This is a genomic window from Streptomyces sp. YGL11-2 (assembly GCF_050054615.1).
Lineage (GTDB): Bacteria > Actinomycetota > Actinomycetes > Streptomycetales > Streptomycetaceae > Streptomyces.
This window is the reverse complement of record NZ_JBNHIN010000006.1, coordinates 19,417-41,758: the sequence shown is the minus strand read 5'-3', so window position 1 is coordinate 41,758 and position 22,342 is coordinate 19,417. Positions and strand designations below refer to the sequence as shown.

The 22,342-nt window shown below is 72.7% G+C and carries 14 protein-coding genes; 2 read left to right on the top strand and 12 right to left on the bottom strand.

Features of this window, described 5'->3' with window-relative positions; translation table 11 throughout:
• Positions 1-22 precede the first annotated feature (22 nt).
• The 3 genes from ACO1BR_RS09215 to ACO1BR_RS09205 form a co-directional block, all read right to left on the bottom strand.
• A complete protein-coding gene (locus tag ACO1BR_RS09215; protein WP_426794541.1) occupies positions 23-4,036 on the bottom strand; it encodes a hypothetical protein in 4,014 nt (1,337 codons plus the stop codon).
• A 440-nt stretch (positions 4,037-4,476) separates the two neighbouring features.
• Positions 4,477-5,400 (bottom strand): FkbM family methyltransferase, encoded by a 924-nt coding sequence (locus tag ACO1BR_RS09210; protein WP_426794540.1) that lies wholly within the window; start codon positions 5,398-5,400, stop codon positions 4,477-4,479.
• A gap of 90 nt (positions 5,401-5,490) precedes the next feature.
• Entirely contained in the window at positions 5,491-6,720 is a 1,230-nt protein-coding gene (locus tag ACO1BR_RS09205) for an amidohydrolase family protein (RefSeq protein ID WP_426794539.1), read from the bottom strand.
• Between the two features lie 223 nt (positions 6,721-6,943).
• Here ACO1BR_RS09205 and ACO1BR_RS09200 point away from each other — a divergent pair, with 223 nt between their 5' ends.
• Positions 6,944-7,384, top strand: coding sequence for a DoxX family protein (locus tag ACO1BR_RS09200; protein WP_426794538.1), 441 nt, complete (start codon positions 6,944-6,946; stop codon positions 7,382-7,384).
• Positions 7,385-7,460: 76 nt separating this feature from the next.
• Here ACO1BR_RS09200 and ACO1BR_RS09195 read toward each other — a convergent pair whose 3' ends face one another.
• A complete protein-coding gene (locus ACO1BR_RS09195; RefSeq protein ID WP_426794537.1) occupies positions 7,461-7,943 on the bottom strand; it encodes a hypothetical protein in 483 nt (160 codons plus the stop codon).
• 445 nt (positions 7,944-8,388) lie between these two features.
• Here ACO1BR_RS09195 and ACO1BR_RS09190 point away from each other — a divergent pair, with 445 nt between their 5' ends.
• Positions 8,389-11,091 carry a SpoIIE family protein phosphatase gene (locus ACO1BR_RS09190; RefSeq protein ID WP_426794536.1) on the top strand — a complete coding sequence of 901 codons (2,703 nt, stop codon included), beginning with the start codon at positions 8,389-8,391 and terminating at the stop codon, positions 11,089-11,091.
• Between the two features lie 36 nt (positions 11,092-11,127).
• Here the strand turns inward: ACO1BR_RS09190 and ACO1BR_RS09185 are convergent, their stop codons facing one another.
• The 8 genes from ACO1BR_RS09185 to ACO1BR_RS09150 all read right to left on the bottom strand — a co-directional run bounded on the left by ACO1BR_RS09185 (position 11,128) and on the right by ACO1BR_RS09150 (position 22,097).
• Positions 11,128-13,077, bottom strand: a complete 1,950-nt coding sequence (locus ACO1BR_RS09185; RefSeq protein ID WP_426794535.1) for an ABC transporter ATP-binding protein — start codon at positions 13,075-13,077, stop codon at positions 11,128-11,130.
• A 582-nt stretch (positions 13,078-13,659) separates the two neighbouring features.
• Positions 13,660-15,132 (bottom strand): amino acid permease, encoded by a 1,473-nt coding sequence (locus tag ACO1BR_RS09180; RefSeq protein WP_426794534.1) that lies wholly within the window; start codon positions 15,130-15,132, stop codon positions 13,660-13,662.
• 352 nt (positions 15,133-15,484) lie between these two features.
• The gene (locus ACO1BR_RS09175; RefSeq protein WP_426794533.1) at positions 15,485-18,073 is read right to left on the bottom strand and encodes a SpoIIE family protein phosphatase; all 2,589 of its coding nucleotides are present in this window, start codon (positions 18,071-18,073) and stop codon (positions 15,485-15,487) included.
• 143 nt (positions 18,074-18,216) lie between these two features.
• Positions 18,217-19,875 (bottom strand): helix-turn-helix domain-containing protein, encoded by a 1,659-nt coding sequence (locus tag ACO1BR_RS09170; RefSeq protein WP_426794532.1) that lies wholly within the window; start codon positions 19,873-19,875, stop codon positions 18,217-18,219.
• A gap of 259 nt (positions 19,876-20,134) precedes the next feature.
• On the bottom strand, positions 20,135-20,401 hold the full coding sequence (locus ACO1BR_RS09165; RefSeq protein WP_426794531.1) for a hypothetical protein: 267 nt from the start codon (positions 20,399-20,401) through the stop codon (positions 20,135-20,137).
• Positions 20,402-20,458: 57 nt separating this feature from the next.
• Complete coding sequence (locus ACO1BR_RS09160; RefSeq protein ID WP_426794530.1) at positions 20,459-21,313, bottom strand: helix-turn-helix domain-containing protein; 855 nt, start codon at positions 21,311-21,313, stop codon at positions 20,459-20,461.
• Between the two features lie 24 nt (positions 21,314-21,337).
• Positions 21,338-21,865 (bottom strand): DUF6879 family protein, encoded by a 528-nt coding sequence (locus ACO1BR_RS09155; protein ID WP_426794529.1) that lies wholly within the window; start codon positions 21,863-21,865, stop codon positions 21,338-21,340.
• The gene (locus tag ACO1BR_RS09150; protein WP_426794528.1) at positions 21,837-22,097 is read right to left on the bottom strand and encodes a hypothetical protein; all 261 of its coding nucleotides are present in this window, start codon (positions 22,095-22,097) and stop codon (positions 21,837-21,839) included. Before ACO1BR_RS09150 ends, ACO1BR_RS09155 begins: the two co-directional genes overlap by 29 nt.
• Positions 22,098-22,342 lie beyond the last annotated feature (245 nt).

Sequence of the window (22,342 nt, the reverse complement as noted above, 5' to 3'; positions counted from 1 at the left end):
CGAGGGCCGGACCCCGGCTTCGTCACCCGTCGCACGGGGGCTCGTACGAGAGATGGGGCAGGTACTCATGCCACTTGTCCGGCGTCAGCACGCCCCGCGTGGTGGAGCAGATGCGGCGGATCGCCGTGTCCGTGTCCAGGCTCCACAGCCGGACGGTGCCCGCGCCGCTCGACACCCCCAGCATGTGGCTCTGGGGGCTGAACGCCAGGAAGTTGCCCGTCTTGGCGCTGGGGCTCGCGGCCTGGCCGATGGGTGCGGCCCGGTCGGGGGCCGCGACGTTCCAGAACCGGACCGTGTTGTCGTTGCCGCCGCTCGCCAGGGTGCGGCCGTCCTTGCTGAACGTCAGTGACACGACCTCTTCGGTGTGGCCGGTGAGGGGGGAGCCCAGCCGGGTCGCCCTGCCCGGGGCGGCGGTGTTCCAGAGGCGGACGGTGTCGTCCGCGCTGCCGCTGGCCAGGGTCCGGCCGTCCGGACTGAAGGCGAGCACGTTGACGGGTCCCAGGTGGCCGGTGAGCGGCGTGCCGAGCAGGGTGGCGTGCGCCGGGTCGGCGGTGTTCCAGAGGCGGATGGTGTCGTCCGCGCTGCCACTGGCGAGCGTCCGGCCGTCCGGGCTGAAGACGAGGGTGTTGACATAGCCCTTGTGGCCGGTGAGGAGGGGACCGAGCGGACGGGGGCGGGCCGGGGCTTCGACGTTCCACAGTCGGACGGTGTAGTCGTCGTAGGCGGTCGCCAGGGTGCGGCCGTCCGGGCTGAACGCCACGGTGTCGGGGCCCGCGAAGCGGATCGGCAGCGGGAGGGGCGGCCCGTAGGGGACCGGTCGGGCCGGGTCGGTGACGTTCCACAGCTGCACCGCGGGGCGGGGGCTTCCCGTGCGCACCGCGAGGGTGCGGCCGTCGGGGGAGAACGCCAGCGCGTAGACGTTGCCCTGCCCCGGCAGGAACGGCTCGCCCAGCGCCACCGGCCGGTTGGGCGTCTGCACGTTCCACAGCCGGACCTTCCGGTCGGGGGCGGCGGTGGCGAGCACCCGGCCGTCCGGGCGGAACGCGCCGATCCGGCCGACCATGTTCGACGTCGGCATCGACCACAGCCGCACCTTGCTGTCGCCGCTCCCCGTGGCGAGGGTCCGCCCGTCGGGGCTGAAGCCCACCGCGTACATCTCGCCGCTGCCGCCGGCGAGGGACTCGCCGACCTGCGACGGGTAGGCCGGGTCGCTGACGTTCCACAGGCTCGCGGTGCTGTCCGCGCTGCCCGCGGCGAGCATGTTCCCGTCGGGGCTGAAGGCCACGGACCACAGGGGCCCGGTGTGGGCGGTGAGCGGCGCGCCGATCGCCGCCGGGTGACGTGGGTCGGCGGTGCTCCAGAGGCGGAGGGTGTTGTCCGCGCTGCCGCTGGCCAGCGTCCGGCCGTCCGGGCTGAACGCCACGGAGTGCACGGTGGCCGTGTGGCCGGTCAGCACCGTGTCGACCGGCTGGGGAGCGCTCCGGTCGGCCACGTCCCACAGCCTGATCGCGGCGTCATCGCCGCCGGCCGCCAGCGTCCGGCCGTCGGGGCTGAACGCCACGGAGCGCACCGCGGCGGTGGGGCCGGTGAGCGGCGCGCCGAGCGGGGCCGGCCGGCGCGGGTCGCCCACGTCCCACAGGCGGACGGTGTGGTCCTCGGCGGCGGCGGCCAGCGTGTGCCCGTCCGGGCTGAAGGCGAGCAGGTAGATCGTGCCGTCGTGGCCGGTGACCGGGGCTCCGAGCGGGCGAGGGTGGTACGGGTCCCGTACGTCCCAGAGCCGGATGGTGCCGTCGTCCGAGGCGCTGGCGAGGGTGGTGCCGTCGGGGCTGAAGACCGCGGTACTCACCCAGCTCGTGTGGCCGGTGAGGGGCGTGCCCAGGGGTTTGGGGCGCGCCCGGTCGGACACGTCCCACAGCCGGACGGTCCGGTCGTAGCTGGCGGTGGCCAGGAGCCGCCCGTTCGGGCTGAACGAGGTGAGGTAGACGGCGCCGGTGTGGCCCGCCAGCGGCGTGGCCAGCGGCGCGTTCACGATCGAGATCAGGCGGTTGTCGGTGCCCTGGTCGCCGGGCCGCAGGCGATGTGCCACCAGGTCGAGCTGCGCGGACAGGGACGGGTCGGTGTACTGGGCGCGGTCGGCTTCGGCGAGCACCTGCTCGAAGACGGTGTCGTCCCGCTGCTGCCACGCGACCACGGCCGCGCCGGCGGCCAGCATCGCCATGACGACCAGCGCCGCCACCGCGCCGCGGCTGAGCCAGACCGTGCGCCGGCGCAGCCGGACCGAGGCGGCCAGGAATTCCACCGCGCTGCGGGTGAGGAAGGTGTCGCCGGCGGACTCCGCCCAGGTGCGGGCCTGTTCCAGACGGGAACCGCGGTAGAGCAGGGACGGGTCGCGGTGCGAGCCCTCCCAGGCCCGGCCGTCCTCCTCCAGCCGCTGCCGCAGCAGGTTGCCGTTGCGGTCCTCGTCGATCCAGTCGCGCAGCCGCGGCCAGGCGTGCAGCAGCGCTTCATGGGTGATCTCCACGGCCTCCGCGTCGAGCGTCACCAGGCGGGCGTGCACCAGCGCTTCGAGCGATTCCTCCGTTTTGCCGGGGTCGGTCGACTCCTCCGCCAGCTGGCGCCGCGTCCCCCGCCGGCGGGTGGCCTGGGTGTCCTCGCCGAGCCGGACGAGCCTCAGCAGGAGCAGCCGCGCGGCCGTGCGCCCCGTCGGGTCGAGGCCGGACCAGGCCCGCTCGGCGGTCGCCGCCACCGCCCCCTGGATGCCGCCCGCCGCACGGTAGCCGGCCAGCGTCAGCCGCCCCGCCTTCCGCCGCTGCCAGGTGGCGAGCAGAGCGTGGGAGAGGAGCGGCAGCACCCCCGCGTCGTGTGCCCCGCCGGGGCCGTCGGCGCTCACTTCACGGACGATCAGCTCCGCGAGCCCCGGTTCGAGTTCCAGGCCCACGGCCTTGGCCGGGCCGCTCACCGCCTCGCGCAGCTCCGCGGCGGTCAGCGGTCCCAGCACCATGTGCCGGTGCTGGAGGGCGTCGGCCAGTTCGGGATGGCCGAGGCACTGCTCGTAGAAGTCGGCCCGTATGCCCAGGATGACGAGCACCGGGGCCGGGTCGCCCGGGTCGGCGGGTGTGCAGGCGGCGTGCAGGAGCTGGATGAAGGTACGGCGGGCCGCCTCGTCGGAGCAGAGGGTGAACGCCTCCTCGAACTGGTCCACGAGCAGGACCGGAAGGGCGGCGGACGGCGTCCCGCGCCGCGCCCATGCCGTGGTGGCCTCCCGCACCGCGTGCGGGTCGGGCGGGGTACCGGGCTGCTCGGCCGCCGCGGCGATGACGGGGGCGAGTTCGGGGATCCGGCGGCCCAACTCCCCGAGGGGGTCGCCTCCCGGCACGAGCTGGAGCACCTCCCTCCCCTGGCCGTCCCCGTCATCGCCGAGAGCACCGCTCTGCAACGCGGGCACCAGACCGGCGTTCAGCAGGGAGGACTTGCCCGCCCCCGAGGCGCCCACCAGCATGACCAGGCCGCCCGTCTTCTCCGCGGCGCGCAGCTGGGCGACGAGGGCCTCCGTGCTCCGCTCCCGGCCGAAGAACCACCGGGCGTCCTGCCGGCGGTACGAGGCCAGCCCCCGGTACGGGCACACACCGGGAACGGCCGGGGCATCGGCCGGCGGGCCTTCCTCCTCCTGTCCGGAGGGCGCGGCGCGGTCACCCACCGGGCCGGCGACCGCGCGCTCCCACAGCCGCTGCCAGTGGGCCACGTCGTAGAGGCCCGCGGACACCGGAACGGGCCGCTGGCGCCGCGCCTGGGGAATCAGGACATGCAGCACCGCGGCGAGGGCGGCGAACTGTGCGGGCACGTTCCTGGCCCGCCGCCAGTCGCTGATCCGCTGCACGGACACCCGCACCGGGCGCCCTCGTTCGTCGACCCGCGAGAGCCGGACGACCGCCTCGGCCACCTGCTTGAGCGGCGGGTTTCCCGCCTCTTTGTAGAGCAGCGCAAGACGTTCCGCGAAGGCTGTGCGTGCCCCTGAGTCGGAACTCAAGGTCTCCACCCCTTTACTCCCCCGCACCTGTACATCCGGACCGGAAAACTCACCTTAACCGGCTGACCTGCGGCGAAGCAGGGGGCCCGAAACCGGAACCTCCTCGGCCGGGGCCGCAGCTGGCAGGATCGCAGCTCAGCGGCACCCCACCGGGAACGACCCGGAGGGGCCAGCGGCTCAGTATTCGGAAACACGCCCCCCACACGTGTTCTCGGCCACCGCCTCCGGAGTCATGACCCGGTGGTGACGTCTCGGCTCACGAAGCCGAGGGTTCCATGGCGCCGGTCCCCTGCGGACCGCTCACGTCGACCACGGATCCGGCCGTCCGCGATCCACGCCACCGCGGCGCGGATCGACGTCGCCTGTGCCATCCGGTAGCGGTCCCCACGAGGGGAGGGACCGGTACCGGATGGCGCGGCGCGTACGGGCATACCGGCCGCCGCCGGCCGCTACGGCAGCTCCTCGGCGTCCACCCGCGAGAAGACCAGATCGCTCTCCTCGACGACCGGCCCCCGCCAGCGCACCGGGGCGGCCACCGACCCGCGCACCGCCGCCGGGTAGCTGCCCGCGGCGTAGCTGTTCGTCAGCCGGTAGGCGTGGAACCCGTGCTCCCGCATCGTCTCCATCAGCTCCCCGACCGAGTCCCCCAGCCGCTCCATCCGCTCGGGGGTGACCTCCACCGTGATCTCGGCGTCCGGCCGCAGCCGTGGCAGCAGCGGCTTCAACCCCCGTACGACCGCGCCCTCCGCGCCCTCCACATCGATCTTGATCACCCGGGCCGCGGCGACCTCCTCCGGTGCGAGCAGGTCCGGTAACGGGTACGCCTCGACGTCGAACGTGGCCTCGGCCGGCCCCTCGTACGGCACGATGCTGGCCGCGCCCATGTTGTGGTTGCTGGCGAGGATGAAGGTCAGCGTCCTCGGGGTGTCGGACACCGCGGCGTTGAGCGCGCGGATGCGGGTGAGCCCGTTCAGCTCGGCGTGCCGCCGGAGACTGCGGTGGAACGCCGGCGTCGCCTCGATCGCCACGACCCCGCCCCGCTCGCCGACCAGTTGTGCGGCCAGCAGGCTGAAGTAGCCGATGTTGGCGCCGACGTCGACGAAGGTGTCGCCGGGGCGCAGCCGGCGCCGGAGCCAGTGCGTCAGGTGCGGCTCCCAGAGGCCGAACAGGTAGATGTAGCGCTGGATGAGGTCCTGTGTGTCGACGGCCATCCGGGCGCCGAACCGCGTCCGTACGACCCGCCGGCGCGGATGGTCCCGCAGCCGCGCGTTCAGGAACCGTTCCGCCAGCTCCGCCTTCCCCAGCACACCGGGGGCGTCCCGCAGATACCCGCGGCCGAGGGTGACCAGGGCCTCACTTAAGCTGTCGCTCATCCGATCGCCTCTCAGCGGGTCCGCGAACCGCCGCGCCGAGGGCCCGCGCCCCCGGCGCCCCATCGCGGCCCACGTCGGCCCGGACGATGGTCAGACAGCCGCCCGATCACGGTCGAACGGCAGGTCCAGCATACGAATCGCGTTGCCGCGCAGAAGCTTGTAGGCCACGTCGCGCGGGAGGTTGCCCACGTGGTCGGCCGCCACGTCCTTGGTGTGCGGCCAGGTCGAGTCGACGTGCGGGTAGTCGGTCTCGAAGGTCGCGTTGTCGACCCCTACCGTCTCGATCGCCTCGATGCCGTGCCGGTCGCGGAAGAAGCAGCAGAAGATCTGGCGGTAGTAGTAGGTCGACGGCGGCTCGGGGACCAGGTCCTTCACCCCGCCCCACGCCCGGTGCTCCTCCCAGACGTCGTCGGCCCGCTCCAGGGCGTACGGGATCCAGCCCATCTGCCCCTCGCTGTAGGCGAGCTTCAGCCGCGGGAACCTCACCAGCACCCCGCTGAAGAGGAAGTCCATCATCGAGGCCATGGCGTTGTTGAAGGAGAGCGACGCCTGGACGGCCGGCGGGGCGTCCGGGGAGGCGGCAGGCATCTGCGACGACGACCCGATGTGCATGTTCACCACCGTCCCGGTCTCCTCGCAGACCGCGAAGAACGGGTCCCAGTAGCCGGAGTGGATGGACGGCAGGCCCAGGTAGGTCGGGATCTCGCTGAAGGTGACCGCCCGGACGCCACGGGCGGCGTTGCGCCGGATCTCGGCGACGGCGAGGTCGATGTCCCAGAGCGGGATCAGGCACAGCGGGATGAGCCGGCCGCCGCTGTCCCCGCACCACTCCTCCACCATCCAGTCGTTGTACGCCCGCACGCAGGCCAGCCCGACCTCCTTGTCCTGTGCCTCGGCGAAGGTCTGACCGCAAAAGCGCGGGAAGGTCGGGAAGCAGAGCGACGCCTCGACGTGGTTGACGTCCATGTCCGCCAGCCGCGCCGCGGGGTCCCAGCAGCCGCGCCGCATCTGGTCCCGGGTGATGCCGTCGAGGGTCATCTCGTCGCGGGAGAAGCCGACGGCCGCGATGATGCGCTTGTACGGGAAGAGCAGCCCCTCGTACTCCCACCAGTCCGTGATCTGGCCGTCCGGGTCCGTGGTGAACCGGTACTTGCCGCCCACGTACTTCAGCTCGCCGATGCCGGCGGTGAAGGGCTTCGGGCCCCGGTCGCGGTACCTGCCCGGAAGCCAGGTCTCGAAGAGATGCGCCGGCTCGATCACGTGATCGTCCACGCTGATGATCTTCGGAAGCTCTCCACTGCCGCTCTTTCCGCTGGTCACGCCGTACCCCCAACTCCCGTACCGGTGAGTCCCGCCGAGCGAATCTGACGAACCATCAGTTCTGCTCGTGCGGAGGCTAGGGGTTCGCCCGTGCAACCACAAGGGAAGCCCGGCAACTCGCCCCCTTGCGCGATCGCGACCCCTCCGCTGAACTGACGACCCATCAGTTATGTCGGCGGCCACACCCGTCGCACCCACCCCGGAGCTGAGAGGAACGGCCCGTATGCACACGATCTGGCTCACCGGCGCCGAATGGTTCGCGGTTCTCCGCATCGGCCTCGGGCTGTGGTGGTGGGAGAGCTGGCGGCACAAGGACAAGAAGAGCTGGTTCGCCGGCGGCGGCATCACCTGGGCCGCGGGCATCGCCGACCAGCACCGCTGGCCGGTGGTCCGCAAGGGCTTCGACCGCATCGTGAAGCCCCGCCCACGACTGATGGCGTACGTGGTCGCCTACGCCGAACTGGCCCTGGGACTCGGCCTGATCGCCGGACTGCTGACCCCCGTGGCCCTGGTGGCCGGCCTCGCCCTGAACCTGGTCTACCTCGTGCTGATGATCCACGACTGGGCCGAGCAGGGGCAGAACCTGATGATGGCGCTGATATCCGCCACGGCGCTCTTCGCCATGAGCTGGCAGTGCTGGTCGCTCGACGCCGTCCTTTTCTAGCGGTCTGTCCGACGGGTCGGACGCTGTCACGCCCAGCACGCGAACGGCGCCGGCGACGCCCCTGCCGCCCGTCGACCTACATCCAGCCCGCCGCCTCGGCCGCCTCGACGGCCGCCGCCTCGTCCGCGTCCGCCTTGCGGTTCAGCGCCTCGTCCCGGCCCATCGCCGGTTGCCCTGCCGCGTATCCGCCGGTCAGGGAGGCGCTGACGGCGGCGCGGTAGGCGGCGTCCGCGAGGTCGCCGGGGCCCGCGTGGGACTGTGCGACCTTGGCGGCAACGGCCGCCGCCGCGGCGGCGTTTCGCGCACAACGGGCGTCCGCCGCCGGGTCGGGGGGAAGCTCCGACGCGTGCGCGAGCGCCTGAGCCGACAGGCGCACCGCGCTGGCCGCCTTCGCGGTCGGGCTCGTCGGCACCGCTCGCGCGTCGTCGTCCGCTATCCCCACGAAGCGGCAGAGGGCCCTCGCGCGATCGATGGCGCTCCGGCCGCGGGCCGCGTGCTGCCTCCTGAGGATCTCCTCGTGCGATGCGGTCTCACGCTCACCGCCATGGGGTTCGCTCACAGCCGTCTCCTTGTCGGTCGGGACGTCCGCGTCGGGACGTCCACGTCATCGGCTCACCGGCGGCCCCTGGCGGCCCGCGGCTCTGCAGGGCGCGCGGGCCGCCAGGGACGGGCGCCCGGCAGGGTGCCACGTAAACCGTGAACAGGCCAGAGCAGATGGGCGCGGTCGCCGGCAGCCCGCTCCCGACCGGCCGGGCCGCCCGCCTCCGCGCCCCGGCCTCCCCACACAGGGAGTAGCACGGCGACGCCGGACAGTACGGACGGGGCCGGCGGCAACGGCCGGGCTCCTCGCGACCGTCCGGACAGCGCGACCGTCCGGACAGCCGACCTCCCGTTCCGCGCGCGGGTGGCCGCAGCCCCCCGCGCGGCCCCGATACGTCGTACAGTCATGCGATATCCCGGCGTGGTGCGTATCGGACGCATAGTGCACGGGGTACATATGGGGCATGGCCCGAAAATCCGGCCGCTTTTCGTGGTCGCCGTCGCCGGCAGGGCGGCGGCTGCGGTCGGTGACGGGCTCCCGCAGCGTCGCCGGACAGATGTTCGTGCTCCAGATCCTCATCGTGGTGCTGCTCGTCGTGGCGGCGGTGGTCACGTTGCTGGTGCAGTCCCGCAGCGACCGGTTCCAGGGGGCACGGGACCGCTCGCTCGCCGCGGCGGAGGCGTTCGCGCACAGCCCGGGACTGGTGAACGTCATGCGCGGGCCCGACCCCGCGAAGGTGCTCCAGCCGCTGACCGAGGCCGCGCGCAAGCAAGGCGGGGTCGACTTCATCGTCGTCATGAACCGGCAGGGCATCCGCTACACGCACCCCAAGCCGCAGGAGATCGGGAAGCGCTTCGTCGGCACCATCGGGCCGTCGCTGCAGGGCCGCATCACCACCGAGAGCGTGTACGGCCCGCTCGGCCACGAGGCGCAGGTGGTGGTCCCGGTCATGGACGCCAGGGGCGCGGTCGTGGGCATGGTGTCGGCCGGCATCAAGGTCAGCCGGGTCAGCAGCGCGATCGACCGGCAGCTACCGGTCGTCCTCACCGCGGGGGCCGCCGCGCTGGCGCTGGCCACCACCGGCACCGCGCTGGCCAGCCGCCGGCTGCGGCGCCAGACGCACGGGCTCGGGCCGGTGGAGATGACCCGCATGTACGAGCACCACGACGCGGTGCTGCACGCCGTACGCGAGGGGGTGCTGATCGTCGACGCGGACGGGCGGGTGGTGCTGGCGAACGACGAGGCGCGGCGCCTCCTCGGGCTGGCCTCGGACGTGGAGGGCCGCCGGGTCACCGATCTCGGGCTCGCCCCCCGGACGACCGAGCTGCTGGTCTCCGGGCGGACGGCGACCGACGAGGTGCTCCAGGTCGGAGAGCGGCTCCTGGCGGTGAACAACCGGCCCACCGACCGCCGGGGCGGCCCGCCCGGCAGCGTGGCCACGCTGCGGGACTCCACCGAGCTGCTGGCCCTGGCGGGCAAGGCGGAGTCCGCGCAGAGCCGGCTGCGGCTGCTGTACGAGGCGAGCGTGGCCATCGGCACCACCCTGGACGTGCGGCGCACCGCCGAGGAGCTGACCCAGGTCGCGCTGACCTGGTTCGCCGACTACGCCACGGTCGACCTCGCGGAGCCCGTCCTCAGCGGCGAGGAGCCGCCCTCGGGGGCGTACCGCGAGGCGCCGGAGCTGCGCCGTGTGGCGGTCGCCGGGATCCGCGACGACAGTCCCCTCTACCGGCCCGGCGAGCTGCACCGGTACCCGGCGATCACGCCGATGGCCGCCGGTTTCGTCACCGGGCAGCCCGTGCTCGTCTCCGACCTGGAGGCCGCCGAGGAGTGGCTCATCCAGGATTCCGGGCGTCTGCGGCAGGTGATGAACCACGGATGCCGGTCCCTGATCACCGTTCCGCTCCAGGCGCGCGGCGTCCTTCTGGGGATCGCCAATTTCTGGCGCACCCAGGACACCCCGCTCTTCGAGGAGGGCGACCTGTCACTGGCCGAGGAGATGGCTGCGCGGGCCGCCGTGTGCATCGACAACGCGCGCCGCTTCACCCGCGAGCACGCCATGGCCGTCACCCTCCAGCACAGCCTGCTGCCGCGCGGCATGCCCGAGCAGAACGCCCTCGACCTGGCTCACCGCTACCTGCCCGCGCAGACCGGGGTGGGCGGCGACTGGTTCGACGTCATCCCGCTGCCGGGCGCCCGTGTCGCCCTGGTCATCGGGGACGTGGTCGGCCACGGGCTGCACGCCGCCGCCACGATGGGCCGGCTGCGTACCGCGGTGCAGAACTTCTCCACCCTGGACCTGCCGCCCGACGAACTCCTCAGCCACCTGGACGAGTTGGTCAACCGCCTCGACCAGGAGGGGGCCACCGGCAACGAGGAGGCGGTGGTCACCGGCGCCACCTGCCTGTACGCGATCTACGACCCGTCCAGCGGGGTGTGCAGCATGTCCCGCGCGGGCCACCTGCTGCCGGCGCTGGTCCGCCCCGACGGCACCGTGGAGTTCCCCGAGGTGCCCGCCGGACCGCCGCTCGGCCTCGGCGGTCTGCCGTTCGAGGCGGTGGACCTGGAACTGGCCGAGGGCAGCAGCCTCGCCCTGTACACCGACGGCCTCGTCGAGGGTCGCAACCGGGACATCAGCGGCGGGCTCGACACGCTCGCCACCGCTCTCGCGCAGCCCGGCCGGACGCCCGACGAGACCTGTGACGCGGTGCTCGCCGCCCTGCTGCCGGACCGCCAGCGCGACGACATCGCCCTGCTCGTCGCGCGCACCCGCGTCCTGCGGCCCGACCGCATCGCGCACTGGGACGTCCCGTCCGACCCGGCGGCGGTCGCGGACGCCCGGGCCGCGATCACCGGGCAGCTGGAGGTGTGGGGCCTGGAGGAGGCGGCCTTCACCACCGAGCTGGTGATCAGCGAGCTGATCACCAACGCCATCCGCTACGCCACCGGCCCGATCCATGTGCGCCTGCTCTACGACCGCACCCTGATCTGCGAGGTCTCCGACACCAGCAGCACCTCCCCGCACCTGCGCTACGCCGCCGACGAGGACGAGGGCGGCCGCGGCCTCTTCCTCGTCTCCCAGCTCACTCAGAACTGGGGCACCCGCTACACCCCGGAGGGGAAGATCATCTGGGCCGAGCTGTCGCTGGAGCAGGGCGGGTGGTGACACCGGACGCCGGCCGGCGCGTTGCCCGGGAACCGGTCAGTGGAAGCGCACCGCCCCGTCCCGCGTCTGCGGGTACGCCGCGAACAGCGTCGCGTACAGGCCGCTGCGGGCGAGGAGTTGGCGGTGCGTGCCGGATTCGACGAGGCGGCCGCGGTTGAGGACGAGGACCCGGTCGGCGTCGGCGGCGAGGTCCAGGTCGTGGGTGATGACGAGGGTGGTGCGGCCCTCGGCCAGGCGGTGCAGCGGGGTCAGGATGCGCTGCGCGGCGAGGGTGTCGAGGCCGGTGGTGGGCTCGTCGAGGATCAGCACGGGGGCGTCGCGGAGCATCGCGCGGGCGATGGCGATGCGCTGCAGCTGGCCGCCGGAGAGGCCGGCGGTGGCGGGCGCGATGACGGTGTCGTAGCCGTCGGGGAGGGCGGTGATGAAGGAGTCCGCGTCGGCCGCCCGGGCCGCGCTGACCACGTCGTCGTGGGTCGGGACGGGGTCGTCGCGGCCACAGGCGATGTTGTGTTCCACGGTGTCGTGGAGGACCAGGGTCTGCTGCGGCAGCAGCGTGATGCTGCTGCGGAGCTGGGCGAGCGGGAGGCGGTTGACGGGGACTCCGTCGAGGCGGATGGTGCCGGCGTCCGGGTCGTAGAAGCGCAGCAGGAGGGCCGCCAGGGTGGACTTGCCGGCGCCGCTGGGGCCGGTGACGACCAGGAACTCGCCGGGGCCGGTGGCGAAGGAGAGCGAACTGAGGGCGCGGTGCAGGGAGTTGGGGTAGCTGAAGCTGATCCGGTCGGCCTGTAGCGCGCCCCGTGCGCGGTGCGCGAGGCGGGTGGTGGCCCAGGGCGGCGGGTCGGTGACGGAGGGGTCGGCGTCGAGGATCTCCAGCAGCCGGTCGGCGGCGGCGGTCGCGGCGGTGGCGGTCAGGCCGAGGCTGCCCAGGGAGCGGATCGGCGGGTAGAGGTAGCCGATGAACGCGGCGAAGGCGAGCAGCTGGCCGAGGGTCATCCGGTCCTGGGAGATCTCCCAGGCGCCCAGGCCGATGACGGCCAGCACGCAGATCGTCTCCAGGACCTCGGTGAGCTGGCCGTAGAGCGCGTTGAGCCGGGCGCTGGTGACGCAGGCGCGCAGGAAGCGGCCGGCTTCGCGGGCCAGCCGCGCCTCCTCGTCGCGCCGCCGGTTGTACGCCTGGGTGAGCACGACGTTGCCGAGCGCCTCCTCCACGACGGAGGTGACCGCGCCGTCCGCCGCGCGCACCCGGCGCGAGACCGTGCGCAGCCGGTTGGTGAAGCGGCGGGTGGCGGCGAGGAAGATCGGGGCCGCGACGAAGGTGGCGAGCGCCAGCTCCCACCGCAGCCAGAGCGCCGCGGCGCCGTAGAAGAGGGCGCTGAACAGGGCCGTGGACGCCCCCAGCAGGCCGGAGACCACGAGGCGTTCGATGGCGTCGATGTCGCCGGTCAGCCGCTCGACGAGGTCGCCGCGGCGGTTGCGCTGGAAGAAGTGCGGCGGCAGCGTCTGGAGGTGGGCGAAGACGCGGGCCCGCAGGCGCAGCAGGAAGCGCTCCGCGGTCCAGGCGGCGAGGGATTCGCCCAGATAGCCCACCACGGCGCCGACGACGGCCACCGCGAGCCACTGGCCCGCCGGCGTCCAGAAGGCGCTCACCGACCCCTTCTGGAGGGCGTCGTCGGTGAGCCGGGCGAAGAGCAGGATCGCCACCGTCTCCGCGAGCGCGGCGATGACGGCGCACAGGCCGATCAGCAGCATCCACTTGCGGTCGCCCCGGGTCAGCGGCCAGAAGCGGCGGAACGCCTCCGCGGGGCCCACGTGGCGGGTGAGGATCGGGGCGTCGGCCGACAGGTCGGTTGCCTGCGGCGCGTCCGGGACGGCCTCCGGTGGCGGCGGGACGGCCTCCGGCGCGGGGTGCACGGGTCCCTGGGCCGTCGGCGGCGGTTCGGGGGCCGCCCTCGGCCCTGGACTGCGGCGTGCGCTGCGCAGATGCATGGCCGCCACGTCACCGCGTCACTGCGGATCCGTCATGGGGGAACTACGGACGGTACGGGCCCCGGTCATGAGACGGACCCGCGCCATGACGCGGGCCTGCCTCTATAACTCTGGGGTGCGGTCAGAACCGGCCGCCACGGCCGCCGAAGCCTCCGCGTCCGCCATAGCCGCGTCCGCCGAAGAAGCCACCGCGTCCACCGTAGCCGCGTCCGCCGAAGAAGTATCCTCCGCGTCCGCCGTAGCCGCGTCCGCCGAAGCGCCAACCGCCCCAGCCGCCGCAACCTCCGCCGTGGTTGATTACCCGGAAAGCCATCTCCGCCTCCTGTGATCGGAGCTTTCGCCGCGGCCCTCCGCATCGTTTCCAATCCGCGATTCGGATCTCTCCGGCCGCGACATCTCCGAGGCTACGTCGCCCAAATAGTCCCAACAAGGGCCATACGTGAAAATTCAGGCAAAAGCAGAGATCAGGGCAATTCACTTGCTGTGGACGGCTGTTCACACGGTGTGGGCACCCCCGACACACCGCCGTCCCGGTGGTGCGCGAGGCTCCACCGGGACGGGATGCGGGCGGTTGACGGGCGGCTAGCCGGCGACGGCGTCCCGGTTCGCGCGGGCGCCCAGCCGGTCGCGTACCAGCGAGATGCCGACCACGATCACCGCGAGCAGCAGCGACAGCAGCACCTGGATGCGTCCGCCGCCGGCGCTGCCGTCGGTGAGCATGTACGCCAGCACGAACGAGATCATCGCGACCGTCACCCAGGTCAGGTACGGGAACAGCCACATCCGCACGACCAGCTTCTCCGGGTTCTCGCGCAGGATGATGCCGCGCATCCGCAGCTGCGAGAAGCAGATGACGAGCCAGACGAAGAGCGCGACCGCGCCCGACGAGTTCAGCAGGAACTGGAAGACGGTCTTCGGCCACAGGTAGTTGAATCCCACCGCGACGAAGCCGAAGACGACCGAGGCCAGGATCGCCGTCTGCGGGACACCGCGCGCGCTCGTCCGGGCGAAGGACCGGGGGGCGTCGCCGCGCTGCCCGAGCGAGAACGCCATCCGGGAGGCCGTGTAGAGGCCGGAGTTGAGGCAGGAGAGCACCGCGGTCAGCACGATGACGTTCATGAACTGGCCGGCGTGCGGGATGCCCATCGCGTCCAGGGCGGCGACGTACGAGCCCTTCTTGACGATCGACGGGTCGTTCCACGGCAGGACGGAGACGACGACCAGGATCGAGCCGAGGTAGAAGATGCCGACCCGCCAGATCACGCTCTTGGTGGCCTTGGTCACCGCACCCCGCGGGTCCTCGGACTCGCCCGCGGCGAGGGTGACGATCTCGCTGCCCATGAACGAGAAGACGACCATCAGGACACCGGTGAGGATCGCGCTCGGCCCGTGCGGCAGGAAGCCGCCGTGCGAGGTGAGGTTGCCGAAGCCGCTCGCGGCGTGGCCCGTACCGGGCAGTACACCGGCGATGGCCAGCCCGCCCAGCACGATGAAGCAGGCGATGGCGACGACCTTGATGCCCGCGAACCAGAACTCGAACTCACCGAAGGAGGCGACCGAGGCCAGGTTCGAGGCGGTCAGGACGAGCATCACGATCAGCGCCCAGGCCCACTGCGGGACGGCCGGGACCCAGCTGGTGAGGATCGCCGCGCCGGCGGTCGCCTCGACGGCGAGCACCACGACCCAGAAGAACCAGTACAGCCAGCCGATCGAGAAGCCGGCCCAGCGGCCCAGCGCCCGGTCCGCGTACGCGGAGAAGGACCCGGAGGTCGGGTTGGCCGCGGCCATCTCCCCGAGCATCCGCATCACGAAGACGACCAGCATGCCCACCAGCGCGTACGACAGCAGGATGCCGGGGCCGGCCGCGGCGATGCCCGATCCGGACCCCACGAAGAGGCCCGCTCCGATCACGCCGCCGACGGCGATCATGGAAAGGTGGCGGTTCTTGAGGCCGGACTTCAGGCCCGGGGAGGCACCGGGGTCCGGTGCGGCCGGGCCGCTGTGCGGGCCGTCGGTGGGAGGAGACGCCACAGGGGCAGGGCGAGGAGAGGTCATCTCGATATCCATGACTTCGTCGGAGGGGCATGCCAGGCGAGAAAACGGCGGCATTCGGAGCCACGGTCTTCGGATGCCGGCGCGGTCCTGGCGTTGACCCCGCACGGTGCGGTGGCCTCGTGTTCCGCGCTTGTGCTCCGCCTCCTTTTGGGAGGTGAGAGCCGCATCACGTCCGGAATGGATTTGCGCAAGCGTATGTGCCGCCGCGCGGCGAGGTATTTGTACGGGCCGACAAACTCAGCCGTCAGGGCTGTCCGACCGGCCAATGCGCGGCGCCCGGCCGCGGGCGGGCGCCGCCCCCGGCGCCCTCACGGCACGCGGGCCGCGGCGTCACAGCGCGCCGGCCGCGCCCTCACAGCACGACGGCCGCGGCGTCCTTCAGCGCGTCCCGGTGCCCCTGCTCCGCCCAGATGATCTTCCCGTTCGCCGTGAACCGCGTCCCCCAGCGCCGGGTCAGCTGCGCGACGATCAGCAGCCCGCGCCCGCCCTCGTCCGTGGTCCGGGCGTGCCGCAGATGCGGTGCGGTGCTCCCGGTGTCGAACACCTCGCATATGAGGGCCGCGTCCTGGCGGATCAGCCGCAGCGTGATCGGCCCGCTGCCGTGCCGGATGGCGTTGGTGACCAGCTCGCTGACCACCAGCTCGGTGGTGAACAGCAGCGGCTCCATCCCCCACACCGACAGCTGCCGCCCGGCCAGCGCGCGGGCCCGCGCCACCACCGCCGGGTCGGTGGGCAGATCCCACGAGGCGACCTGGCCCGTGCCGAGCGCGTGCGTACGGGCCAGCAGCAGCGCGGCGTCGTCGGACGGCGGCCCGGTCAGCAGCGCCGCCACCACGTTCCGGCCGACCTCCTCCAGCGTCGCCCCGGGCGCCGCCAGTGCCCGGCTCAGCCGGGACATCCCGAGACCGATGTCCCGATCGCCGGTCTGCAGCAGGCCGTTGGTGTAGAGCGCCAGCAAACTGCCCTCGGCCAGCTCCAGTTCGGCCGGTTCGAAGGGCAGCGCGCCCAGGCCGAGCGGCGGTCCGGCGGGCAGGTCCGGAAACGCCACGGTGCCGTCCGGGGCGACGATCGCGGGCGGCAGATGGCCGGCGCGGGCCATCGTGCAGCGCCTGCTGACCGGGTCGTAGACCGCGTAGAGGCAGGTGGCGCCCATGAACCCCATGGGGGTGGCCGGGGTGCCGTCGTCCTCGCCGGCCGCCGACCCGCCGTCGCGCCGGGTCTCCATGAGCCCGATGACCAAGTCGTCGAGCCTGGCCAGCAGTTCGTCGGGCGGCAGGTCCAGGTTGGCCAGCGTCCGCACGGCCGTCCGCAGCCGCCCCATGGTGGCCGCGGCGTCGATGCCGTGCCCGACCACGTCCCCGACGACCAGCGCGACCCGCGCCCCCGACAGCGGGATGACGTCGAACCAGTCGCCGCCCACCCCGCTCGGCGCGTCCGCCGGGTAGTACCACGACGCCACGTCCAGCGCGGAGCCGCCGGCCAGCGCGTGCGGCAGCAGGCTGCGCTGCATCATCCGGGCCGCGGTGCGCTCGCGGGTGAACCGCCGGGCGTTGTCGATGCACACGGCGGCCCGCGCGACCAGCTCCTCGGCGAGCCGGACGTCGTCCGCCGCGAACGGCCCCAGCCGCCGGGACCGTACGAACGTCGCCGCGCCGAGCGTGATGCCCCGGGCCCGCACCGGCGCCACCATCATCGACCGGAACCCGAATTCCCGTACGACATCGGCCCGTTGCGGATCCTCGGTCACCCAGGAACTGCCGGCGGCCAACTGCGACTCCACCACCGACTCCCCCGACAGCAGACAGCGCGCCACCGCCGACGACGGCGCCCGCTGCACCGCCTCCCCCACCGCCGGCCCCGCCTCCGGGCACCCCTCGCGGACCGACCGCTGCCCCGACCGCCGCATCGTCGGCGTACTGTCGACCGGCCCCGGCACCGGCTCCTCGCCGCGGAGCACCGAGTCCAGCAGATCGACGGTGGCGAAGTCGGCCAGCGCCGGCACCGCCACGTCGGCCAGCTCCTGCGCGGTCCGCGTCACGTCCAGCGTGCTGCCGATCCGGGCGCTGGCGTCGTTCAGCAGCGCCAACCGCTCCTGGGCGCGCCAGCGCTCGGTGACGTCGATGACCATGTACCAGATCCCGACCTTCCGGCGGTGCGGGCCGGCCAGCCGGAAGAACGACGCGGAATAGGCCCGCTCCTGCGTCGGGTCCTCGTAGGTGGGGCTGCGGAACTCGTAGTCCATCACCGGCACCCCGGTCGCCAGCACCCGCGTCATCCGCTCGTCGAACGCCGCCGCCTCCTCCGGCGGCAGCACCTCCCCGACGGTCCGCCCCAGCCGCCGCTCCAGCGGTATCAGCCGCTCCAGCACGTCGTTGACCCAGACATAGCGCAGCTCGGTGTCCAGGACGGCCATCCCGACCGGCGCCTGTGCCAGGAACGGCTCCAGCATCAGCTGGTTCACCCCACCCCCCGGCACCCGCCACTCCTCCAGCGCCAGCACCGCCCACCGCTCGGCGCCGCGGCCCGCGCCGTCATCGGGCTCACCGTCGTCCGCCGTACCGGCGCCTTCCGTACCGGCCTCCGCGATGCCGGTCACCCGGGACACCTGCACCGCCAGCTGCACCGCGCGGCCGTCCCGGTGGCGCACCGCCACCGACCCGCTCCAGCCGTCCCCCGCCCGGCACCACCGCGCCACCGCCGCCGCCCGCGCCGCATCGCCCGCCACGGCCAGCAGCTCCACCGCGCCGCGCCCCAGCACCTCACCCGCGGGATACCCCAGCAGCCGCTCCGCCGCCCGCGTCCAGGCGACCACCGTCCCCCGCGCGTCCAGTTCGGCCACGGCCGCCGTGGCCATGTCCCAGGCCGCCCGGTCCCCGCCGTCGCCCACCCTGTCGCCCGCCCCGTCGCCCGGCCGCTCCGGCCGGTCCGTCTCCGAGGTCATCTCATCGCCAGCCCGTTGCAGACCATTGCCCCAGTGGCGCAAACACCATGCTCATTCTAGGAGAATCGGCGCCCGGGAGCCGGGGCGTACGGGGGCGGAGCAGGGCGTACGGGGGGCCACCCGGCACCACTGCGCGACACCGTTCACCCCTCCCCCGGCAGCCGCAGCTGGAGCATCGCCAGCAGCCGCTGATCCGGCCGGCTCAGATCGATTCCGGTCAGCGCCTCCGCCCGCCGGATCCGGTACCGCAGCGTGTTCGGGTGCACATGCAGATGCTCGGCCGCCGCCCGCACGTCCCCGAACGCGTTCAGATACGCGAGGACCGACTCCGCCAACCGCCCCTGGTGCCGCCGGTCGTGCGCCAGCAGCGCGCTCAACCGCGGATCCCTCAGGTCCCGATGCGCGGAGATCAGCGCCAGCACCTCGCTCACCAGCACCTCGGCCTGGATGTCCGGCAGCGCCGCGACGGCGGTGCCGACCCCCGCGCTCACCATCGCGTCCAGGATCCGGTCCGCCTCCCGTCGCGACTCCGGCACCCCGCCCAGGTCCGGTACAACACAGCCCACCGAACCGCGCAGCTCCAGCCCCAGATGGCGCCGCGCCGCGTCCGCGATCTCCTGCCCCCACCCGCGCAGCGTCCCGATGTCGATGCTCCGCGGCAGCTGCGGCAGCAGCACATAGATCCGCCCGTCGGCCTGGGTGACCAGGGCGCTGCGGTGCCGCGCCGCGGTGTGCACCGAGATCAGGTTGCCGACCTCGGCCCGGGTCAGCTCCGACTCGGGCGCCCCGGCGGCCCCGTACGAGAACCCCAGCACCACGGCCGGCCGCGCCACGTCCAGCCCCACATGCGCCGCCAGCGGCTGCGGCCCCGTACTCCCGTCCAGCAGCCCCGCCGACAGCGTCCGGGTCAGCGTCACATCCGCGGACAGCTCCCGCCGGCGCCGCACCAGATGCAGCGCCGCCACCCGCGCCGCCCCGGTCAGCGCCTGCTCCGCCCGCTCGCTCAGCGGCGTCGACCCCTCCTGCACCCAGATCGTCCCCAGCTGCCGCTCCCCGGCCCGGATCGCCACCGCCAGCCGCCGGCGGATGCCCAGCTCCGGATGGCTCTCGATCTGGATCACGTCGTCGGAGGCCCGCAGCCGCTGGAACACCCCCCACTTCCGCAGCCGCGCGAGATACGGCTCCGGCCCCTGCCACCCCAGGATCGACAGCCGCCGCAGATCGTCGACCTCCGCGGAGTCGGCCGACCGGGAGTAGGCCAGTACCCGGTTCGCCACGTCCTCGATGCTGACGATCCCCCCGGTCAGCACCGCCGTCGTCTGCGCCAGCGCGAACAGGTCCCCCTCTTCCCCGCCCTCCCCGTTGCGCCCCGACGCCACGTCCTCCAGCGCCGCCCGCGCCAGCGCGTCCACCTGGTCCCAGCGCGCGTCGGCCCGTACGGACAGCAGCGCCACCCCCGCCTCCACGGCGGTCTCCCGCAGCGCCGCCGCCTGCTCCGGCGTATCCAGCTTGACCGCCACCGCCGCGGCCCCGTCCCGCCCCCCGGCCCGCAGCGCCGGAAACGCCGCCCGCCCGCGCGCCCCGATCGCCAGCACCAGCTCCCCGGCCCGCGCCACCGCCGGATCCTCCGGATCCAGCAGCGCCACACTCCGGATCACCACGTCCAGCCCCACCGGCGCCGCCTGCAACGTCACCAACGGCTCCCCGAGTGCCATCAGCAACTGCCGCAGGCTGATCCCCTCGCCACTCGGAGTGCCCGCATCACCGCTCGGAGTGCCCGCAGCAGCGGAATCTGCATCCATGGTCGGTGCCTTGCTCGTTGTCTTGCCCACTCGGACAGGGCCGGATCGACCCCACGACCGATGCTAGCCGCGCGGTCCGGCGGCGGACCGCCCCCTCACACGAATCCGACCGCCTCCCCGGCGCGCACCGGGCAACGCGCCCCCGCACGCCCCACCACCGACAGAAAGACCACCGGACGCGCCGACCACTCCCCCCACACCCCGCCGCATTCCCACCCCGGCCCGCACAGCTCCCCCCGGTGCAACGCGGCGACGGCTCCTACGCGCCCGCCCCGTCCACCCCGGACAGCACCCGCCGCCGCGCCCGCCCGGACAGTCCACCGGCCATCCTCCGCGCATCCGCACCGATCGCCCCCGCCGCCTGCGCCGGCCTGTCCACGGCGCGCGTCACCCATGAGACGACGACGTCCGCGTCCAGCGACCCGTACACGACCATCTCCCTAAGCTGATCGAACCCTGTGAGGTAGAGGGCGATTTCGTGGGGATGGGTGATGCTCACCTCCGCCGAGACGGCTTCCGCCGGCACCGACTCTTCGTCATAGACGTGGAACGTCTTCTGTGGCCATCTCCACCTGGACGAGGGTCAGCCCAGCGCCTCGATGGACCGCACGATGAGTGCCCGCGCCGCGGCGCCGTACACAGCCATCTCCCGCAGGCGCTCGAATGCCTTGAGATAGAGCGCGATCTCGTCAGGCTGGGTGATCCTCACCCGGGCGGAGGCCAGTTCGATCGACACGATGCGGTCGTCGTACACGTGAAATGTCTCGATCGGCCACTGCTTTCGCTCCCGAACCGTCTTGGGAATGACGCCCAGCGACACGGCGGGGAGAGCCCCGGCGGTCAGCAAGTACCCCAACTGGGCTGCCATTGCGTCGGTGTCGCCCACCTGGTGGTACAGCACTGACTCTTCGACCAGGAGCACGACGCGGCGCCCCGACTCGTGGATGACGCGGGAGCGCTGGACGCGGGCCGCCGCCGCCTCGGCACCGTCGTTCACCGGGAGCCCGCGGAAATCGGCGATCGTGCTCAGCAGAGCCGCCGCGTAGCCCTCGGTCTGGAGCAGTCCCGGCACCAAAGTCGCTGAGTACACACGGAAGAGCCGAGTCTCACGGAACAACGGCGCCGAGCGATTCTGAAGCTGTCGCAGTCCGTCGCGCACTTGGTGGCGCCACTCGGTGTACATCGACTCGGCGTTGAGGGACTGGGCGACCAGCCCCTCCGCCTCGTTGTCGGCCCGACAGGCCCGGCACCACAGCCTGATGTCCTTGGCGGACGGGGCAGTGCGGGCGTTCTCGATACGCGAAGTCTTCGCGTGGTGCCACCCGCACTGGCCCGCCAGTTCGGTGACCGTCAGCCCGGCCCCTTTCCGAAGCTCACGCAGCCGCCGCGCGACAGCTTCGCGGGCAGTCTGCGCTGACGAGGACGGAGATATGGGCATGGGCCGGCCGGTCGATACCTTCTGTCAGCGAATCTCGTACTGGTCGTGCGGGACGGCCCGTGACCATACGGCCTCGAAGGAGTCGGCGCACAGTTTTGCCGCGGCGGGTTCCTCAGTGACTTCCTTGTCACCGGCGGTGCCGTCACCCGCGAAGTGGTTCCAGCGGACCACGCGCTCGTCGAACAGCCAGAAGTCGTTCCCTGGTAGAGCGATGTCCGACGCCCGACGACGCGGAAGCCACCGCACCTGTTCGCCCGCGGCGACATTGGTGAACGTGCCGTCGTACAGAAACCGGGTGTACTGGCTGACCGGTTCGGAAACGATCCGTGCCCGCCGCACGACGACTCCGCGGGACACCGTCTCCTGCATCAGGTCGAGCCAAGGCCGCCACCACGAGGCTTGGTCCGCGAGATCATGCCGGAAGCCGCGCTTCCAGTCAGCGAACGGCCCCTTCTCGTAGTCGACGGCGTATGCGTCGCGCATCTCCAAGTGCACAGCGGAGCGGCTGCACTTGGAGATCATCTCAGCGAACGTCGGGATGCTCGACGACATCGCACGCCTCCCTGATCATGTGAGCCATCCGCGCCGGGATGCGGACAACTGCCTCGTGCTCCGGGATGCCCTTCGCGTGACCGGGAAGGGTCAATGCCGCGCATTCAGCCTCAAGTTCGGCATTCGGCTTCCACCCCTGGAAGACGATTTCCTGCTTCTCCTGGTCCACCCACACGGTAGGGCTCTCGTCGTCTCCGCTGTTCGGGTCGATCCCGATGAACCGTAACGCCATACCGGCCTCCCTCTCAGACGGTGCAGAGATGTGCACGGTGCCTCTGCGCACGAGAGACAGCGTTGCGCTTCCCACGTAGCCGCGACAAGCAACAACCCACTCTCGTGCACAAAGCTGCACACGGCTCGATGTGGCCCACGCCACACCCCTACGGTCACGCGGAAGCAGTCCCGTTCGTCCCGCAGAACACGCAATCCAGCGCTCGGGACGGGCTCTCATAACTACCGCCCCGGCCGTCATTCCCT